This is a genomic window from Brevundimonas aurifodinae (genome assembly GCF_040195595.1).
GTDB lineage: Bacteria > Pseudomonadota > Alphaproteobacteria > Caulobacterales > Caulobacteraceae > Brevundimonas > Brevundimonas aurifodinae.
Genome location: NZ_JBEGDD010000010.1, coordinates 45,183 through 62,124 on the forward strand (window position 1 = coordinate 45,183; position 16,942 = coordinate 62,124).

Genomic DNA, 16,942 nt, shown 5'->3' on the forward strand with positions numbered 1-16,942 from the left:
TTCAGGCGTAGAGGTCGTCCAGCGGCCGCGACCCCTCCGCGACCGGGCTCCAGGCCTCGTCGAATGCCGGAGCGGACGGGGGCGCGTCCGGCGTCATGGCCGCCAGACCCGCCAGCAGGGACGCCGCATCCACCTTGTCGACGCCGGTCTCGACCGGGCTCGCCGATCCGCCGGTGCTGCGTCCCTCGGCGAAGCCGTACTGGATGTAATGGCGGGTCGCCGCCTCGGTGTCGGTGCCGAAAGCCGCGCGAAGGTCGGCATGGGCGGCGAGGTAGTTGCCCGCGTTGAAGGTGACGGTCCGCCCCTCGGCCAGTCCGTTCAGAACATAGTGGCGCGAGCCCGCGTTCTCGTCGATGCCCAACGTCTGGATCAGGTCGGCATGGGAGGCGATATAGCTGAGGCCGCTGAACGAATCGGCCACCCGGCCCTCGGCCTGACCCGACTGGATGTATTGCTGGTAGGCGCCCAGAGGGTTGTTCCTGTAGGCGCTCAGCAGGTCCGCGTATCCGACCATATAGCCGTAGGCGTCGAAGCTTTTGGCGGCGAGGACGTTCAGAGCCTCGATAGAGCCGCCGGCGAACAGGCCCCATTCGACGACCGACAGGGTATCGACTTCCAGACCGTCGTGGATACGCCAGTCGCCCGGCCCGGTCGCCTCGAAATAGTAGGCACCGATAGCCTTGCTATAGACGGCGATGTCGACTCCGTCGCCGCCGTTCAAGGCATCGGAGCCCGCGCCCCCGAACAGGGTGTCGGCACCGCTCCCACCGAACAACTGGTCATCGCCAAGATCGCCGAGAATCAGGTCGTCGTCGGACTCGCCGTGAATCGTGTCGTTGGCCTGGCCGCCCAGCATCGTGTCGGCGCCGACGCCGCCGAACAGCAGGTCGGCCCCCAGATTGCCCTGGACGAAGTCGGCCCCCGCCTGGCCATGAAGGATGTCGCTGTTCTGGCCGCCGAACAGGAAGTCGTCGCCCTCACCGCCTTCGACCGTGTCGTCGCCGAGGCCGCCCTGGAGCAGGCCGTCATTGCCGCCGCCGCCCAGGATGGAGTCGTTGCCGGTGCCGCCGAAGATGGTGTCGCCGCCGAGGCCGCCCGTCAGGGTGTCGTTTCCGTCCTCGCCCTCCAGCGTCGATCCAACCAGGGTCGGGGGAACCACGGCGTGGCCCGGCACCGAGACGTGCAACGTATAGGCCAGGCCCGCCGTCGGTGGCTTGGATGTGAAGCCGGCCCCCGAGCCCGTCGACCATTCCGCCACCTGGACGTAGTAGGTCCCCGCGGTCTGGAAGGTGAAAGTCAGGAAGGAATCGGTGCGGTCGCCGCCGTTGTCGCCGTTGTTGTCGTCGTTCGACGCCAGTTCGGTCCCGGCCGCGTTGAACAGGCGCAGGGTGGTGTCGAAACCGGCACCGTCGATATCCAGGACCACCGTCGTGTTCGCGCCGACGGTGAAGGCATAGTATTCGACCCCGCCGTGGGTGCGGCCGGCGATGGTGGCGTGCGGGACGGTCGTGGCGTTGTTCACGTCCGGGCGCGGCAGCAGGTCGAACCCGCCGTCGATGTTGACCGCCGTGCCGATGCTGCCGTTTGCCGTCGCCTGGGCCTTGACGATGTCCGGCGCCCCACCGGCCTGACCGGGCGCGCCGGACGCCGAGATCCGGTCCGCGCCGGCCCCGCCGCGCAGAACGTCGGACCCGCCCGCGCCATCGATGACGTTGTCGCCGGCGTCACCGATCAGGGTGTCGGCGAAGCCGCTGCCGATCAGGTTCTCTATGCCGCTGAGGCTGTCCGACCCGTCGCCGCCGCTCGCCGTGCCGGTGGCCAGATTGACCGAGACGCCTGACCCGTTCGCGCCCTGGAAGACGGCGGTATCGACGCCGTCGCCGCCGGCCAGGGTGTCGTTGCCGCCACCGCCGCTGATGGTGTCCGCTCCCGCGCCGCCGCTGATCTGGTCGTTGCCGGTGCCGCCGTTCAGACTGTCGTCGCCGGTCTGCCCGTTCAGGGTGTCGTTGCCGCCCAGGCCCGACAGGACGTCGTTGAAGGCGCTGCCCTCGATCAGGTTGGCGGAAAGGTCGCCGCTGATCGTGAGCGGTCCCGTCTGGACGGCCGCCGCAACCGTCTGGTCCGAAAAGCGGAAGCTCTCCACATTGATCAGGACATCGACGCCGTCCGGACCGGAGATGGTGGTGGTGTTTCCGCTGACGGAGATCGAATACTGGCCACGGACACCCGAGAAGACCGCGGTGTCGTTGCCGAGACCGCCGTCGATCGTGTCCGCGCCCAGCCCGCCCGTCAGCACATTGTCGCCGCCGTTGCCGATCAGCCGGTCCGCGCCCGAGCCGCCGATGGCGTTCTCGATCACCGCGCCGACCGCGACGGCGACGTTCCCGGTCAGCCCGCCCACGTTGGAGAAGGCCCCCTGGCGCAGATCGATCAGCTGGGCGTCGGCATAGCCCGAAAAGTCGAAGGTGTCGGTCCCGCCCGCGTCCCAGACCGCGAAGATCACGTCCATGGACGCGCTGGTCACGGCGAACCAGGAGCGATCGGCATTCGAGTTGAAGCCATAGACGGTGTCGCCCGTCCGGGTCGTCGTGTTGGCACCATACAGACGCTGGGCCGCCGCGATATCGTCAAGCAGAGGGGCAGCGGAATATTGGCGGGCACCGGAGGCGCTGTTGAAATTTCCGCCAGTGTTGGACTCGTTGAAGTAGGACATCACCGTGTACTGGCGGCTGTCCTCGTAATAGACGGCGTCGTTCGCATAGGTGATGGAGACGCCTTCTTCAGCGTCATAGGCCGCGGGATGCGACAGGCCGATGGCGTGACCGATCTCATGGGTGATCACCTGGAACCCATATCCGAGCAGCACCGGAGTGGCGTTGGAGGCGATGGAGCTGTTGATCCAGACGTCGCCGGAGTTGGACGTGATCCCGCTGGCTCCCGGCAGATAGGCGAAGGCGGCCGCGCCACTCTGTCCCGAGGTATAGTTCGAGAACAGGATGGTCGCGCTGTTCGAGAAGCCGTCGCCGTCGTTCACCCGATTGAAGGTGATGTTGGCCACGTCCGCCCACGCCTGAAGCGATTGCAGGGTCGCGGCGATCTGGGCGTCATTGAACCTCTGGAACCCTTGGGTATCCGGCGGGAGGTTGGTCGGGGCGGTGGACCGGAAGGCGAAGGTCACGGTGGCCGCCTGACCCAGGCCGGAGCTCCAGCTGATGTTGTTGCGACCCAGCTGCGCGGCGGCCTCGTCCGTCGTGAAGCTGACCTTGTTGTTGGGGCCCACGCCGCCGCGATCGTCGGCGTTCAGCGATGCGAACGGCGAGACCCCGCCGCTCTCGTACACGGCGTGGAACCCGCCGCAGCAGCCGCATCGGGGATAGCCGCCGACCGCGCCGAACGCCGCGCCGTCATCGGCCGAATAGGAACCAGCCATAGAAGGCCTCGAAATCGTGCGCCCCACCGCACTGTGGGCGTAACGCATTTACGAAAAGGTTGCGCGAAAGAAGCAGAGGCGACGTTCAACTTTCGGCGAGGTGTGTACGGTGGCCGAACGTCAGCGCAGGTCCAGCCCCGACAGATCCTCGAACCCCGGCTGTCCGCCCAGCGCCGCCAGCTGATCGAACGCCCCGATGATGTGGTAGAAGCTTGAGGCCGGCGCGCCTTCATCGACGAAGCCGCCGTTCGGCAGCCGCTTGTCGCGCCACAGGCCGTCGGGCGTCAGATACAGCCACAGCGCCCGGAGCGCCGTCCCCGCGTCGGCGGTCAGGGCGATGCGTTCGCCATCGCGTGACTGTTCGGCCAGCAGCAGCGCCGCCTTCAGCCATTCGGTCTGGGGCCACAGTCGCGCGCGGCCGCTGCGCAGGGTGCCGTCGTCGTTGAGCGCGTCCTGGGCCACCCCGCCGCGCTCGGACACGCCCTCGCGGCCTCGGGAGTACAGGATCCGCGCCCTCTGGATCAGCTCGGGACGCCCCCGCTTCAGAGCATGCCGGGTCAGCAGCCAGGCCCATTCGAACTGGTGGCCGGGCTCGACCAGCCGGCCGTCCTCTCCGCTCGCGGGGGTCCAGTCGGCCGAATAGAACTCGCGCAGTCGGCCGGTCACGGGATCGATGAAGCGGCGCTCGGCCAGGTCCACGATCCGGTCCGACAGGGCCGCCCAGCCGTCGTCGCCCGGACTATGTCCCGGGTCTTCCCAGGCCATGGCGGCCTCCAGAAGATGCATCTGGGCATTGGCCTGATAGGGCTGGGACCCGGCCTCCAGGAAGCCGCCCTGGGGCAGGCCTTGCTCCAGCAGCCGGTCGCGCAGGCGGACCGCGCGGTCCTCCAGGTCCGGCCGGTCCGCGCCCGCCGCCCGCGCCGAGGCCAGGGCCAGCAGGACGAAGGCGTGATCGTAGAGCCGGGCGGTCTCGTCCAGGATGCCGCCGTCGCGGGCGACCAGGGCGCGGCTGGTGCCGTCCGCGCGCAGGAACCGGCCGGTCAGGGCGTCCAGCCCCGACCAGACCGCGCGCCGCCAGGGCCCGGCCCAGCCGTGGCGCGCGGCGGTGGCATAGGTGTGGATCTGGCGCGACTGGACCAGCGACCGGCCCGGCAGGGACAGGGGCCGCCCGTCCAGTCCCATGGCCTCGGCGAACCCGGGTCCGTCCTCCAGCCCCACGGTGGCCCACAAAGGCAGGGCCCTCAGACGCAGCCAGTCGGCCAGCCGCCGCGCGCCCTCGCCCAGCGGCTCGGGCGGAGCGGCGGCGAAATCCAGATGGCGCGGCGAGGAGGCCCGGACCCGTTCGACCACTCGCTTGACGTCCTGGGACCGGCCGAGGTCCGTGACCAGCACGGCATCGGGCTCGACCACGATGGCCAGGTTCCTGACCCCCAGCGCCGCGACCAGCACCCCGTCGGGCGCGCGTACCAGACAGCCGTCGGAATCCTCGAAGATGTGCAGGCCGACGTCGCCCTCGCCCGAGGCCGCGATGGCGTCCCACGCCCCCATGTCCGACCAGGCGAAATCGACCGCCAGCACATCGGCCAGCCGGGTCTTCTCCATCACCGCGTAGTCGATCGAGATCTTGGGGGCCCCGCCGAAGGCCGCGCCCAGTTCCTGGACCGGCCCCGCATCCTCCGCAGGCAAGGCGGAGGTCGCGGCCGCAAGGACCCCGGGGGCGAACACCGAAAGTTCGTCCAGCAGGGTGCGGGCCGAGACCATGAAGTTGCCGCTGTTCCACAGATAGCCGGCGGCGATGTAGTCGGCGGCCGTCGCCGCGTCCGGCTTCTCGACGAAGGCGGCCACGCCCGACAGGCCGCTGCCGGCCGGACGGATGTAGCCATAGGCCGAGGACGGGCCGTCGGGCCGCACGCCCAGGGTGACGATCCGGCCCTTCGCGGCCTCGGCCCCCGCCTCGGCGACCGCCGCGCGAAAGGCGTCGTGGTCGGGCACATGGTGGTCGGAGGCGACGAAGGCGGCGACGCCGGTGGGGTCGGCGCGCGCCACCCAGGCGGCGGCCGCGGCCATGGCGGGGGCCGAATCCCTGGCCTCGGGCTCCAGCAGCACCTGGGCCTCAACCCCGACCTCGGCCAGCTGGTCCAGGATCCAGCGCCGGTGGGCGACCCCGCCGATCACCAGCACGCGGCCTCCCCCCACGGCCAGGGGGGCCATGCGCAGCACCGCGTCCTGAAACAGGCTGCGATTGCCCGACATCGGCACGAACTGCTTGGGCCGCGAGGGCCGGGACGCGGGCCAAAGCCGCGTACCGCCGCCGCCGCACAGGATCACCGGATAAAGGGCCATGGCCGCCTCTTATCCGGTTCGGGTCGAGGCCGAAACCGTCCTCCCGTCACGCTTGCGCGGATGACATGGCGCGCCACGCCCGCTAGTGAGCCGCCCCATGGACGAGACCGAACGGCAATCGGAAGAGCGCGGCTGGGCCACGGCGAAGACCCTGGCCGAGGCCCTGCCCTATATCCAGGTCTATGACCGCGAGACCGTGGTCATCAAATACGGTGGCCATGCCATGGGCGAGGTCGCCGTCGCCAAGCAGTTCGCGGCCGACGTCGTGCTGCTGAAGCTGATGGGGGTGAACCCGGTCGTGGTCCACGGCGGCGGGCCCCAGATCAGCGCCATGCTGGACAGGGCGGGGGTGAAATCCGCCTTCGTCGACGGCCTGCGGGTCACCGATCGCGACACCATGGCGGTGGCCGAGATGGTCCTGTCCGGCGCGGTCAACAAGGAGATCGCCCACTGGATCACCGTCGCCGGTCGCGAGGCCGACGTGCGCGGCGTGGGCCTGTCGGGCAAGGACGCCGGGCTGCTGACCGTCGAGAAGACCACCCGGACCAAGCGCGACCCCGACAGTCTGATCGAGCACGAGGTCGATCTGGGTTTCGTCGGCGAACCGACCAAGGTCGATCCCAAGCTGATCGCCGGGCTGATCGCGTCCGAGACCGACGACTGGGTGCCGGTCATCGCCCCGATCGGCGTCGCCGAGGACGGTCAGACCTACAACGTCAATGCCGACACCGTGGCCGGAGCCGTCGCCGGATCGCTGAACGCCAAGCGGATGCTGCTGCTGACCGACGTCAAGGGCGTGCTGAACAAGGACGGCGACATCATCCGTCAAATGACGGTGGCCGAGGCGCAGAACCTGATCGATGACGGCACCGCGTCGGGGGGCATGATCCCCAAGCTGCAGACGGCCATGGCCGCGGTCCGCGCGGGCGTCGAGGCCGTGGTCATCCTGGACGGCCGCCGTCCCCACGCGATGCTGGTCGAGCTGTTCACCGAATACGGCGCCGGGACGCTGGTGAAGGCGTGACGGACAGCGACCACAACGTTTTCCCTCCCCCTGCGGGGGAGGGCAGGCGCGAAGCGTCGGGTGGGGGCGGCGAGGCGATGCACACGCGATCGGAGTCCGGATCGCCTTGCCCGCCCCACCCGGTCTCCGCTGCGCTCCGACCATCCTCCCCCGAGGGGGAGGGAGAAAACGCGCTCGACCTCTCCCACATCGACACCTGGGTCTTCGATCTGGACGACACCCTGTATCCGCCCGAGCAGGGGGTGATGGCGCTGGTGCAGGGGCGCATCAACGCCTTCATGGTCGACGCCGTGGGCCTGCCCGCCGACGAGGCGCGGGTGCTGCAGCGCCAGTTCCTGAACGAGCACGGCACGACCCTGGCGGGTCTGATGGCCAACTACGCCGTCGATGCCGACAAATTCCTGCGCGAGGTCCACGACGTGCCGCTGGACAGTCTGGAGCCCAGCCCTCGCATGGCCGAGGCCCTGGCCCGTCTTCCGGGCCACCGCTTCGTCCTGACCAACGGGGCGCGCTGTCATGCGTCGCGGGTGATGGAGCGGATCGGCATCACGGACCTGTTCGACGGTGTCTTCGCCATCGAGGACATGGACCTGACGCCCAAGCCCGCGCCCTCGACCTTCCGGCGCTTCGTCCAGCGGTTCGGCATCGATCCACACCGGGCCGTCTTCTTCGAGGACACGCCGCGAAACCTCGCCCCCGCCAAGGCCATGGGCATGACCACCGTCCTGATCGGCGACGGGCATGGTCATGAGATGGGCGACTGGATCGACGCGACCGCCCCCGATCTGCTTAGCTTCCTGGAACCCCTCTCCTTACGAGACGCCGCATGACCGACCCCGCCTCGCTCGAAGCCGCCATCGAAGCGGCCTGGGACATCCGCACCGAACTCTCGCCCAGCACCCACGGCGAGACGCGCAGGGCCGTCGAGACCGCGCTGGGCATGCTCGATTCCGGTCAGGCCCGCGTCGCTTCGCGCGGCGAGGACGGGACCTGGACCACCCACCAGTGGCTGAAGAAGGCGGTGCTGCTGTCGTTTCGGCTGAACGACAACGAGATCATGCGGGGCGGCGACCGGGGCCTTTCCTCGCCGGCACCGGGCGTCGGACCCTGGTACGACAAGGTGCCCAACAAGTTCGGCGACTGGACCGCCAACGACTTTCGCGAGGCCGGTTTCCGCGCCGTGCCGGGCTCGGTGGTCAGGAAGGGCGCCTTCATCGGGCGGAACGTCGTCCTGATGCCCAGCTTCGTGAACATCGGGGCCTATGTCGACGACGGGTCGATGGTCGATGGCTGGGCCACGGTCGGGTCGTGCGCCCAGATCGGCAAGAACGTGCACCTGTCCGGCGGCGTCGGCATCGGCGGGGTGCTGGAACCACTGCAGGCCAATCCGACCATCATCGAGGACGACTGCTTCATCGGGGCCCGCTCCGAGGTCGTCGAGGGCGTCATCGTGCGCCAGGGCGCGGTCCTGGCCATGGGCGTCTACATCTCGGCCACCACCAGGATCGTCGATCGGGCGACCGGGGCGGTCGTGCGCGGCGAGGTGCCGGCCTATTCGGTCGTGGTGCCGGGCGCCCTGCCCGACCCGAACGGCGGGCCGTCGCTGTACTGCGCCGTCATCGTCAAGACGGTGGACGCCCAGACCCGCGCCAAGACGGCGGTGAACGAGCTGTTGCGCGAGTGATGAACGATCGGCATTCGGACAACCCGCACCAGGGGTTCATCGGCCTCGTCGCCAGCCTGGCCCAGGCCTCTGGACCGGACGGCCTGACCATCGGCCAGATCCGCGACCGGCTGGACGAACGGGCGTTCGGCCTGATGATCCTGATCCTGGCCATCCCCTGCCTGGTGCCGGCGCTGTACGGCGTGCCCCAGATCGTGGGCATCCCCATCCTGCTGCTGGCCGGACAGATGCTGGCGGGCCGCGAAGAGCCGTGGCTGCCCGAGGGGGTGCTGAAACGCACTGTATCCAAGTCCATGCTGGACCGGATGGCCGATTTCGCGACCAGGCGGATGGGCTGGCTGGAACGGCTGTCGCGGCCCAGGCTGAAGATCTTCACCACCGGCATCGCCGAACGGCTGGCCGCCGCCTTCATGATCCTGGCGACCGTCACCATCGTCCTGCCGATGACCAACACCGTGCCGTCTGTGGCCCTGGCCCTGCTGTCGGTCGGACTGATCCAGAGGGACGGGCTGTTCGTGGCGGGCGGCGCTGCCGTCGCCGTCGGCTGGGCCACCGCGATCGCGATCGTCGCCACCGGCTTCTTCCTCGGCGCGGGCTGGGCGGTCGGGCTGATGGCGCGGTTCACCGGTTAGGGCTAAGGTTCGCGTCATGAGCCTTTATCGCCTGCTGACCCGGTGGTGGACCGCCTTCGCCCTGGCGATCTCGCTGGCGATGCTGGGGTTCGCCCATTTCAGCGAGCGGGTGCTGGGCCTGGCCCCCTGCAACCTGTGCCTCAAGCAGCGCGAGGTCTATTGGGGCGCGGTCATCATTGCCCTGGTCGCGACCCTGTGGGCGGTCATCAGCCAGGCGCGGCGCGGCACGCCCCGGATCGCCGCCTTCCTGTTGTTCGCCGTGTTCACCACCGGCGCGATCACCGCCGGTTTTCACGCCGGGGGCGAGATGAAGTGGTGGGCCCTGCCCGCCCTGTGCGCTGGGGGCGGCGACATGGCCGACCTGGAGGCGCTGACGTCGCTGGCGCTCGGCATCGGCGAACCGCAGCGGGTCGTCATGTGCGACGCGGTGACGTGGCGGTTCCTGGGCCTGTCCATGGCAGGATGGAACACCCTGGTCTCGGTCGCATTGGCCGGGTTCAGTCTGATCGCCGCCAAGAGACCCAAGGATGCCAGAGCTCCACGGAACTGAGACCCGCCGCATTCCCCTGCCTCGTCCCGGTCGCGGCGCGGGTCGGGCGCGGCTGGCCGAGATCCTGCGCGTCGATCATGCGGGCGAGTATGGGGCGGTCAAGATTTACGAGGCCCAGCGCGCCGTCTTCGCCAGCGCCCCCGGAAAGTCCGACCTCGCCGCCGACATGGCCGGGATGAAGGCGGGCGAGCAGGTTCACAAGGCGCGGTTCGACGCCCTGCTGACCGAACACCGGGTGCGCCCGACGGCGCTGCTGCCGCTGTGGTCGCTGGCGGCCACGGGCCTGGGCACCGTCACCGCCCTGATGGGCGAGAAGGCCGCTCACGCCTGTACCGAGGCGGTCGAGAGCGTGATCGAGCAACACTATGCCGACCAGATCGCCGAGTTGACGGACCGCGACCCCGCCCTGGCCGCCGAACTGACCCAGTTCCGCGAGGAGGAACTGGCCCACCACGACCACGCCATCGAGCACGGCAGCCGCGAGGCCCCGGCCTATCGCCTGCTGACCGCCGTCATCAAGGCCGGGTGCAAGGTGGCGATCAAGGTGTCGGAGCGGGTGTGAGTGTCCTTCTCCCCTTGCGGGAGAAGGTGGCAGCCGAAGGCTGACGGATGAGGGGTAATACTCGGTCTGGCCGATGAACGACCCGACCCGTCAGCGAACGCGCATCTTCGTACCCCTCATCCGGCCCTCCGGGCCACCTTCTCCCGCAAGGGGAGAAGGGTCGTCGAGATCGAAGGCCAGCAGCAGGGTCTTCTGCAGCGGATTGCCGTTGTCGTCGCTGAGCAGGTACAGCCGCGTGCCGCCGGGCGTCGCCACCGCCGCGATGCCCTCGAAATTATCGACCAACGCGGGCGGCCTCAGCTCGATCAGGGGGGCGGACAGGACGCCGTCGGCGGACAGCCGACGCACCCGCGCCCGCAGGGTCAGCGGCGGCCGATACAGGCGCTCCACCACGAACCACCCGTCGCCGGCCGGGTCGCGATCCGCGCCGGTGAAACTGTAGCCGTCCTCGGGGACCAGGCGCCCGGTCCCGAGCGCCAGGCAGGCCTCGGCGCAGACCCACGCGCCGCCGCCCTCGGCGAGCACAAGCCATCCATTTGGCCCCGCGGCCGACAGGCCCTCGAACCCGCCGTTGTGCGGCAGGGGCGTGTCCGGCGCGGCGACCGCGACCGGTCTTTCGTTCGCGTCGGCGCCATAGGACCAGATGCGGTGTTCCCGCTCGAAGCTGACCAGGACCCGGCCGTCGGGCAGGATGGCCAGCCCTTCGGCATCGGCGTTCGGACCAACGCGCAGGGCGATACCATCCGTATCGGTCAGCTCGCGCCTGACCCCCTGATCTGCCGAGACCAGTCGCCCCTCCGGGCCATCCAGGCCGAGCGTGAAGCGGATCAGGTGACCGAAATCCGAGACGGCCCAGGCCACGTCGCCCTGGATCTTCAGGTCGGACAGGCCATGCAGGCCCGGCCCTCGCAGCGTCAGCCCCCCGGCATAGCGCACGCCGGGAGCCAGCGTCGCCCCGCCGATCCCCAGTGGTGTCCGGTTCGCTTCCAGCCGGATCGCCCGTTCGGGCCCCGCCACCGAGGGGGTGCTGGTGGCGACGGCGGCGCAGGCGGCCGCCCCCAGCAGCGCGGCGACCCCCAAGGCTCGCAGGCCCGCCCGCATCACGCCGCGCGCTTCAGGCCGCGACGACCCATGGGCCGCCTGCCCGTCTCCTTGGGCGCCGCGTCGAACAGCTCGGCCAGCTTCTCGATCATGACCCCCGCCAGCTGTTCCACATCGACGATGGTGACGGCGCGGCGGTACCAGCGGGTGACGTCGTGGCCGATGCCGATGGCGATCAACTCGACCGGCGACTGGGTCTCGATTCGCTCGATGACCTGGCGCAGGTGCTTGTCCAGATACAGGGCCGCATTGGCCGACTGGGTCGAATCGTCGACCGGCGAGCCGTCGGAGATGACCATCAGGATGCGCCGCGCCTCCGGCCGGGCGGTCAGCCGCTCGTGCGCCCAGGTCAGGGCCTCTCCGTCGATGTTCTCCTTGAGCAGGCCCTCGCGCATCATCAGGCCCAGGTTCTTCTTGGCCCGGCGCCACGGAGCATCCGCCGCCTTGTAGATGATGTGACGCAGGTCGTTCAGGCGGCCGGGCATGGGCGGCTTGCCGGCGGTGATCCAGGCCTCGCGGCTCTGACCACCCTTCCAGGCGCGCGTGGTGAAGCCCAGGATCTCGACCTTGACCCCGCACCGCTCCAGCGTCCGCGCCAGGATATCAGCACAGACCGCCGCGACCATGATGGGCCGCCCGCGCATGGAGCCGGAGTTATCGAGCAACAGGGTCACGACCGTGTCGCGGAACGGGCTCTCGCTCTCGGCCTTGAAGCTCAACGGACTGGTCGGGTCGGTGATGATCCGGGTCAGGCGGGCGGTGTCCAGCACGCCCTCCTCCAGATCGAAGGCCCAGCTGCGGTTCTGCTGGGCCATCAGCCGGCGCTGCAGCTTGTTGGCCAGACGCGCGACGACGGACGACAGGATCGTCAGCTGCTGGTCCAGCAGGGACCGCAGCCGGTCCAGCTCCATCGGATCGCACAGATCGGCGGCGTCGATGACCTCGTCATAGGCGGTGGTGAAAACACGATAGGCGTCGATGGCCCGGCCGTCGTCGGCGTTCTCCTGACGGTTCGGCAGGGCCCCCTCGGCCACGTCGGGCCCGTCGTCGACCTGGTCGCCGTCGCGCTCGGCCGGCTGGCCGGACTGCTGCGCCTCCCGGTCCTGTTCGGAGCTTTCGTCCTCGGACCGGCCGTCCATCGACTGACCGCCCTCGCCCCCGCCGTCGTCCTGTTCGTCCTCCTCGTCCTCGGAGGGTTCGGGGGACTGTGGCTCGGGCTCGTCCTCTCCGGCGTCGTCGGAGGCCTCGTCGCCCCGCCCGTCGCCCGGATCGAGATCCAGCGCGCGCAGCACGTCCTTCAGGGCTGAGCCGAAAGCCGTCTGATCCTCGGCCTTGTCCGCCAGGGCATCCAGCTCAGCGCCGGCCTTGTCTTCCAGCCCCTCGCGCACAAGGTCCAGCATGGTCCCGGCCCCGTCCGGGCTGCGCCGCCCTGTGACGCGTTCTCGCAACAGCAGGGCCACGGCCTCGGCCACCGGCACGCGATCGGCGTCGGCGATGCGAAGCGCCCCGGATTTCTCCAGCCGGGTCAGAAGCGCCGCGTCCATGTTGGCCCGCACCCCCGCCAAAGAGGCCGAGCCGTGCGCCTCGACGCGGGCCTGTTCGACCGCCTCGAACACCTCTGCCGCGCGGCTGTCGGTGGGGCGCAGGCGGGCGTGGACGGTCTCGTCGTGATTGGCCAGGCGCAGGGCCAGCCGGTCTGCCTGCCCCCTCAGGGTCGCGCTTTCGCCGGCGGAGGCCACGCGCGGCGGGTGCGGCAGGGTCAGAACGCCGTTCGACAGACGCGGCCCATCGGAGCCGAACACGACCTCCAGCTCGGCCTGTTCGGCCAGGGCCCGCGCGGCATGGGCCAGCGCGCGCTTGAAGACGTCCTGGGGGCTGTCGGCGGGAGGCATGGCGAAACCCCTAATCGGTCCCGAACCCGGGGGCCAGAGCGTCGGATGGCCGCGAACATGGCGAACGTGCGTTCACCGCGTCTATTCACGCCCGGGCAGGGTCTGGCGTGCATTCTTCCGTGTCACGTTCCGGAGCGCGTCATGAGGGAACTGCCCGTTCGCCTGGCCCAGATGGAGGCCCGCCCCCGTCGCCAGCTGTGGCGTGACGGCCTGTTCTTCGCCGCCTCCTTCGTGGGCACCTTCTACGCCTCGGTCCTGATGCTGGAACACGCCGCCGCCCTGATGGCGTGAGGACTTCACCCGGCGTGGGCGTCGTGCAGCGCCAGAACCGCCTCGAACACCCGGTCCACCGTCAGATCCTCGATCGGGGCGAACCCGCCCCGGACCGGATTCGACGCCGCGATCGCCGTGCGCGGCCCGCGCGGGCCGTACAGCCACCACTCCGTCGGACCGAACAGGCCGAGCGTCGGCCGCCCCAGCGCCGCCGCCACATGCATCAGGCCTGAATCGTTCCCGACGAACAGCGTCGCCCGGTCGATGGCCGCCGCCGAGGCCAGGATGTCGCCCTTGCCGACGAAGTCGATGGCCCGATCCCCCGCCACCGCCAGGGCCGGGGCCGCCGGTGGATGGTCGCCGGGCCCGCCCACCGGCATGAAGCGCCAACCGGCGAAGCGCGGCTCGGCCATCAGACGCCGCACCAGTTCGCCCCATCGATCCGCCGGCCAGCTCTTGCCCGGCTGATGGGCGATGGGAGCCAGGGCCAGGATCGGGCCGGGACCGGCGCCGTCGGCCAACTGCGGATCGATCACGGCGGTGGCCTCGGCCCGGGCGCGGTCGTCGAGGAATATCGCCGGCTCCAGCGGCGCGGACGCCCCCATCATCGCCGTGACCATCTCGACCTTGGGCAGGCCGGTCTCCCACGTCCTCGAATAGACGATCCGCCGGTCCGCCCGGAGCAGCCAGGCCAGGGCCGAGCCGCGAATGTCGACGACGAGGGCCCATCGTTCGCCCGACGCCTGTTTCCAAAGATCCAGCCAGTGTCCGGCGGCCTTCTTCTTGTCCAGCACGATGACCCGTTCGACGCCGGGGGCCGAACGGAAGAAGGGGGCGGGCGGCCGTCCGCAGGCGACGGTGATCCGGGCCCCCGGAACCTGGCGCGCGATCTCGCGGATCACCCCAGAGGAGATGACGCAGTCGCCGATGCGGTTGGAGGAGACGAACAGGACCTGGTTGGAGGACACTCAATCTTTCCTGGCTACCCCTCCCCGTGCACCCCGGCGAAGGCCGGGGTCCAGATAACAGACTGGTGCGGCCGAGCCATCCCCGTGTGCCCGTCCGGGCATCTCATGCGCCTCTGGACCCCGGCCTTCGCCGGGGTGCACGGTAGGTGGATGACCGACCACCACACCCTGACCCGCTCCGACGGCGAGACCCTGGCGTTCAAGCGCGTCGAGGGCACCGGCTACACCGTCCTCTGGATCGGTGGCTTCCGCTCGGACATGGAGGGGACCAAGGCCCTGGCACTGGACGCCGCCGCCCGCGAACGCGGCTGGTCGTTCGTCCGCTACGACCACTTCGCGCACGGCCGGTCCTCGGGCGACTGGCGTCAGGCCACCATCGGGCGCTGGCGCGGGGACGCCATCGGCCTGATCGACAGTCTGGAGGGCCCGATCATTCCGGTCGGCTCATCCATGGGCGGCTGGGTCGCCCTGCTGGCGGCGCTGGCGCGGCCGGAGCGGATGGCGGGCCTCGTTCTGGTCAACCCGGCACAGGACTTCACCGAGCGGCTGATGTGGCCCTCGCTGGACGACCCTGTCCGCCAGGCCATCCTGCGCGACGGCGAGGCGACGATCGTCGAGGAAGGACTGGGCGAGTACGTCCTGACGCGGCGGATGTTCGAGGAGGCGCGGGACTGGCTGCTGCTGGACCGGCCGATCCCGATCGCCGCCTCGATCCATGTGCTGCAGGGTCGGGCGGATGAGACCGTGCCCTGGGCCCACGCGGTGACGCTGGCCGAGCGCCTGACGGGCGGCGACGTCCGGTTGGATCTGATCGAGGACGGGGACCACCGACTGTCGACCCCGCGCGATCTGGAGCGGCTGATCGAGGCGGTCGAGAGGATGCGCTCGCTCAACTCGCGGGCGGCCGGGCCGCGAACGATAGCGGTGGAAAGGGCTTAGGACCGCGTCGCGGCCGGAGCGGCCGGGCGCAGGCCGGGGGCCGAGGCCTGCATCACGACCGGGCGGCGCTGGCCGCCGGCGGCGATGATACGGTCGATCCGGGCCTTTTCGGCGCGGAAGCCGGCCAGATCGGCACCGGTCAGTTCCGTGCCGACGTCGACGCGGATGCTGGTCGGGTTGATCCGCTGGCCGTTGCGCCAGATCTCATAATGCAGGTGCGGACCGGTGGAGGCACCGGTCGAACCGACATAGGCGACGACCTGGCCCTGGCTGACCCGCTGACCGGCGCGAATGCCCGAGCCATAGCGCGACAGGTGGCCATAGCCGCTTTCCAGGCCGTTGGCGTGGCGGATCCGCAGCCAGTTGCCATAGCCGCCCCAGCGCCGGGCCTCGACCACCACGCCGTCGGCGGGGGCCACGATCGGCGTGCCGGTGCCGGCGGCGAAATCGATGCCCTGGTGCATGCGACGGAAACCCGAGATCGGATGGGTCCGCACGCCGAAGGACGACGAGACGCGGAAGCCGCGCACCAGTGGCGTGCGCATCATCGACGACCGCATGTTCTTGCCGCTGGCGTCGAAATACTGCGGCTCGCGCGCGCCGGCGGGCTGGTAGCGATAGAAGGCGATGCCCTTGAGCTCGGCGTACATCAGGTCGCCCGTATCCACGGTGCGGCCGTTCTCGGTGACCGAGCGGTCGAACACCAGGGTGAAGTCGTCGGACGCGCGGATGTCACGGTCCAGGTCGAAGCGATGGGCGAAGATCTGGATCGCCTTGCGTCGGATATTGGCATCGGCACCCATGCGCTGGGCGGTGGCCGACAGGGAGCCGCGAACCTCGGACGTCAGAACGACGGTTTCCTCGGTGACGCGCTCCTCGAGCGCGCGCAGGCGCAGCGCGCCGTCGAAGCTGCGCGAGACGGTCAGCTGGCTGGCCGGGCCGGTGCGCATGGTCAGGCCGATCAGGCGGGCGTCGCCCCGGCCGCCGCGCGGACGGGCGATGGCGGTCTCGAAACGCAGACCGGCCTGCATCTGCGAAACATCATAGGCGTTGGACAGGGTGGCGGCGACGGCCGAGGCCTCGGCGCCGCTGATGCCCGTGCGCTGGACGGCCTGTTCGAAGGTCTCGCCACGGCGGATCTGGACCGGAATGGCTTCGGGGGCGGTCAGGCCGGCGGGCGCGCCGGCGGCGGCGAAGGCGCGGGCTTCCAGGCTGGCGATCTGTTCGGCGGTCAGTTCGGGAACCGGCTCGGCCTGAGCGGGTTGATAGACCCGGCCGGCAAGCGAGGCCACGGTCAGGGCAGCAACGGCGGTCAGGAGATGCGGCGCAAAACGCATCGGCTGACGGCGCGGATCGAACTGAGCCATCGGTCCCCGGCGAACAACGACGCCAGACGGCGCCAAACCCACTCAAAGCAAGGATCGCGCCCAAGTCCCCCCGGATGCGAGGCGAGTCCTATAACCCGCCGACGCCACCATGGGAAGCAGGGTCGTTACAAATGATTAACCGCCACGGGCGCTGACGGTAGAGTTGGGTCGATTTGG

14 protein-coding genes are annotated in these 16,942 nt (G+C 70.0%); 8 read left to right on the plus strand and 6 right to left on the minus strand.

Annotation, left to right across the window (positions count from 1 at the left end; all coding sequences use genetic code 11):
* Position 1: 1 nt before the first annotated feature.
* Together ABN401_RS12160 and ABN401_RS12165 are read right to left on the minus strand one after the other, a co-directional pair.
* Complete coding sequence (locus ABN401_RS12160) at positions 2 to 3,430, minus strand: M10 family metallopeptidase C-terminal domain-containing protein (RefSeq protein WP_349685121.1); 3,429 nt, start codon at positions 3,428 to 3,430, stop codon at positions 2 to 4.
* Positions 3,431 to 3,550: 120 nt separating this feature from the next.
* Positions 3,551 to 5,773, minus strand: a complete 2,223-nt coding sequence (locus ABN401_RS12165) for an AGE family epimerase/isomerase (protein WP_349685122.1) — start codon at positions 5,771 to 5,773, stop codon at positions 3,551 to 3,553.
* Between the two features lie 97 nt (positions 5,774 to 5,870).
* Here ABN401_RS12165 and argB point away from each other — a divergent pair, with 97 nt between their 5' ends.
* The 6 genes from argB (at position 5,871) to ABN401_RS12195 (ending at position 10,225) form a co-directional block, all read left to right on the plus strand.
* A complete protein-coding gene (argB, locus tag ABN401_RS12170; protein WP_349685123.1) occupies positions 5,871 to 6,797 on the plus strand; it encodes an acetylglutamate kinase in 927 nt (308 codons plus the stop codon).
* A gap of 77 nt (positions 6,798 to 6,874) precedes the next feature.
* Positions 6,875 to 7,627, plus strand: a complete 753-nt coding sequence (locus tag ABN401_RS12175; protein WP_349685124.1) for a pyrimidine 5'-nucleotidase — start codon at positions 6,875 to 6,877, stop codon at positions 7,625 to 7,627.
* A complete protein-coding gene (gene dapD, locus ABN401_RS12180; RefSeq protein ID WP_349685125.1) occupies positions 7,624 to 8,481 on the plus strand; it encodes a 2,3,4,5-tetrahydropyridine-2,6-dicarboxylate N-succinyltransferase in 858 nt (285 codons plus the stop codon). Before ABN401_RS12175 ends, dapD begins: the two co-directional genes overlap by 4 nt.
* Complete coding sequence (locus tag ABN401_RS12185; RefSeq protein ID WP_349685126.1) at positions 8,481 to 9,113, plus strand: exopolysaccharide biosynthesis protein; 633 nt, start codon at positions 8,481 to 8,483, stop codon at positions 9,111 to 9,113. Before dapD ends, ABN401_RS12185 begins: the two co-directional genes overlap by 1 nt.
* Before the next feature lie 16 nt (positions 9,114 to 9,129).
* Positions 9,130 to 9,663, plus strand: coding sequence for a disulfide bond formation protein B (locus tag ABN401_RS12190; RefSeq protein WP_349685127.1), 534 nt, complete (start codon positions 9,130 to 9,132; stop codon positions 9,661 to 9,663).
* Complete coding sequence (locus tag ABN401_RS12195; protein WP_349685128.1) at positions 9,641 to 10,225, plus strand: demethoxyubiquinone hydroxylase family protein; 585 nt, start codon at positions 9,641 to 9,643, stop codon at positions 10,223 to 10,225. The genes ABN401_RS12190 and ABN401_RS12195 overlap by 23 nt, the downstream gene beginning before the upstream one ends.
* 90 nt (positions 10,226 to 10,315) lie before the next feature.
* Here ABN401_RS12195 and ABN401_RS12200 read toward each other — a convergent pair whose 3' ends face one another.
* Together ABN401_RS12200 and cobT are read right to left on the minus strand one after the other, a co-directional pair.
* Complete coding sequence (locus tag ABN401_RS12200) at positions 10,316 to 11,326, minus strand: esterase-like activity of phytase family protein (protein WP_349685129.1); 1,011 nt, start codon at positions 11,324 to 11,326, stop codon at positions 10,316 to 10,318.
* On the minus strand, positions 11,326 to 13,218 hold the full coding sequence (gene cobT / locus ABN401_RS12205; RefSeq protein ID WP_349685130.1) for a cobaltochelatase subunit CobT: 1,893 nt from the start codon (positions 13,216 to 13,218) through the stop codon (positions 11,326 to 11,328). The genes ABN401_RS12200 and cobT overlap by 1 nt, the downstream gene beginning before the upstream one ends.
* A 141-nt stretch (positions 13,219 to 13,359) precedes the next feature.
* On the opposite strand from cobT, the gene ABN401_RS12210 reads away from it, so the two are divergent.
* Entirely contained in the window at positions 13,360 to 13,509 is a 150-nt protein-coding gene (locus ABN401_RS12210; protein WP_349685131.1) for a hypothetical protein, read from the plus strand.
* Between the two features lie 5 nt (positions 13,510 to 13,514).
* Here ABN401_RS12210 and ABN401_RS12215 read toward each other — a convergent pair whose 3' ends face one another.
* Entirely contained in the window at positions 13,515 to 14,459 is a 945-nt protein-coding gene (locus ABN401_RS12215) for a glycosyltransferase family 9 protein (protein WP_349685132.1), read from the minus strand.
* Positions 14,460 to 14,609: 150 nt separating this feature from the next.
* Between ABN401_RS12215 and ABN401_RS12220 the strand changes: the two genes are divergently transcribed.
* A complete protein-coding gene (locus ABN401_RS12220) occupies positions 14,610 to 15,398 on the plus strand; it encodes an alpha/beta fold hydrolase (RefSeq protein WP_349685133.1) in 789 nt (262 codons plus the stop codon).
* Here ABN401_RS12220 and ABN401_RS12225 read toward each other — a convergent pair.
* Entirely contained in the window at positions 15,395 to 16,765 is a 1,371-nt protein-coding gene (locus ABN401_RS12225) for a M23 family metallopeptidase (RefSeq protein WP_349685134.1), read from the minus strand. The genes ABN401_RS12220 and ABN401_RS12225 overlap by 4 nt on opposite strands.
* Positions 16,766 to 16,942 lie beyond the last annotated feature (177 nt).

Bases quoted from the DNA above. Each gene is read 5' to 3' on its own strand.
- ABN401_RS12160 (WP_349685121.1), bottom strand. From the start codon at position 3,430: ATGGCTGGTTCCTATTCGGCCGATGACGGCGCGGCGTTCGGCGCGGTC.
- ABN401_RS12165 (WP_349685122.1), bottom strand. From the start codon at position 5,773: ATGGCCCTTTATCCGGTGATCCTGTGCGGCGGCGGCGGTACGCGGCTT.
- argB (WP_349685123.1), top strand. From the start codon at position 5,871: ATGGACGAGACCGAACGGCAATCGGAAGAGCGCGGCTGGGCCACGGCG.
- ABN401_RS12175 (WP_349685124.1), top strand. From the start codon at position 6,875: ATGCACACGCGATCGGAGTCCGGATCGCCTTGCCCGCCCCACCCGGTC.
- dapD (WP_349685125.1), top strand. From the start codon at position 7,624: ATGACCGACCCCGCCTCGCTCGAAGCCGCCATCGAAGCGGCCTGGGAC.
- ABN401_RS12185 (WP_349685126.1), top strand. From the start codon at position 8,481: ATGAACGATCGGCATTCGGACAACCCGCACCAGGGGTTCATCGGCCTC.
- ABN401_RS12190 (WP_349685127.1), top strand. From the start codon at position 9,130: ATGAGCCTTTATCGCCTGCTGACCCGGTGGTGGACCGCCTTCGCCCTG.
- ABN401_RS12195 (WP_349685128.1), top strand. From the start codon at position 9,641: ATGCCAGAGCTCCACGGAACTGAGACCCGCCGCATTCCCCTGCCTCGT.
- ABN401_RS12200 (WP_349685129.1), bottom strand. From the start codon at position 11,326: ATGCGGGCGGGCCTGCGAGCCTTGGGGGTCGCCGCGCTGCTGGGGGCG.
- cobT (WP_349685130.1), bottom strand. From the start codon at position 13,218: ATGCCTCCCGCCGACAGCCCCCAGGACGTCTTCAAGCGCGCGCTGGCC.
- ABN401_RS12210 (WP_349685131.1), top strand. From the start codon at position 13,360: ATGAGGGAACTGCCCGTTCGCCTGGCCCAGATGGAGGCCCGCCCCCGT.
- ABN401_RS12220 (WP_349685133.1), top strand. From the start codon at position 14,610: ATGACCGACCACCACACCCTGACCCGCTCCGACGGCGAGACCCTGGCG.
- ABN401_RS12225 (WP_349685134.1), bottom strand. From the start codon at position 16,765: ATGGCTCAGTTCGATCCGCGCCGTCAGCCGATGCGTTTTGCGCCGCAT.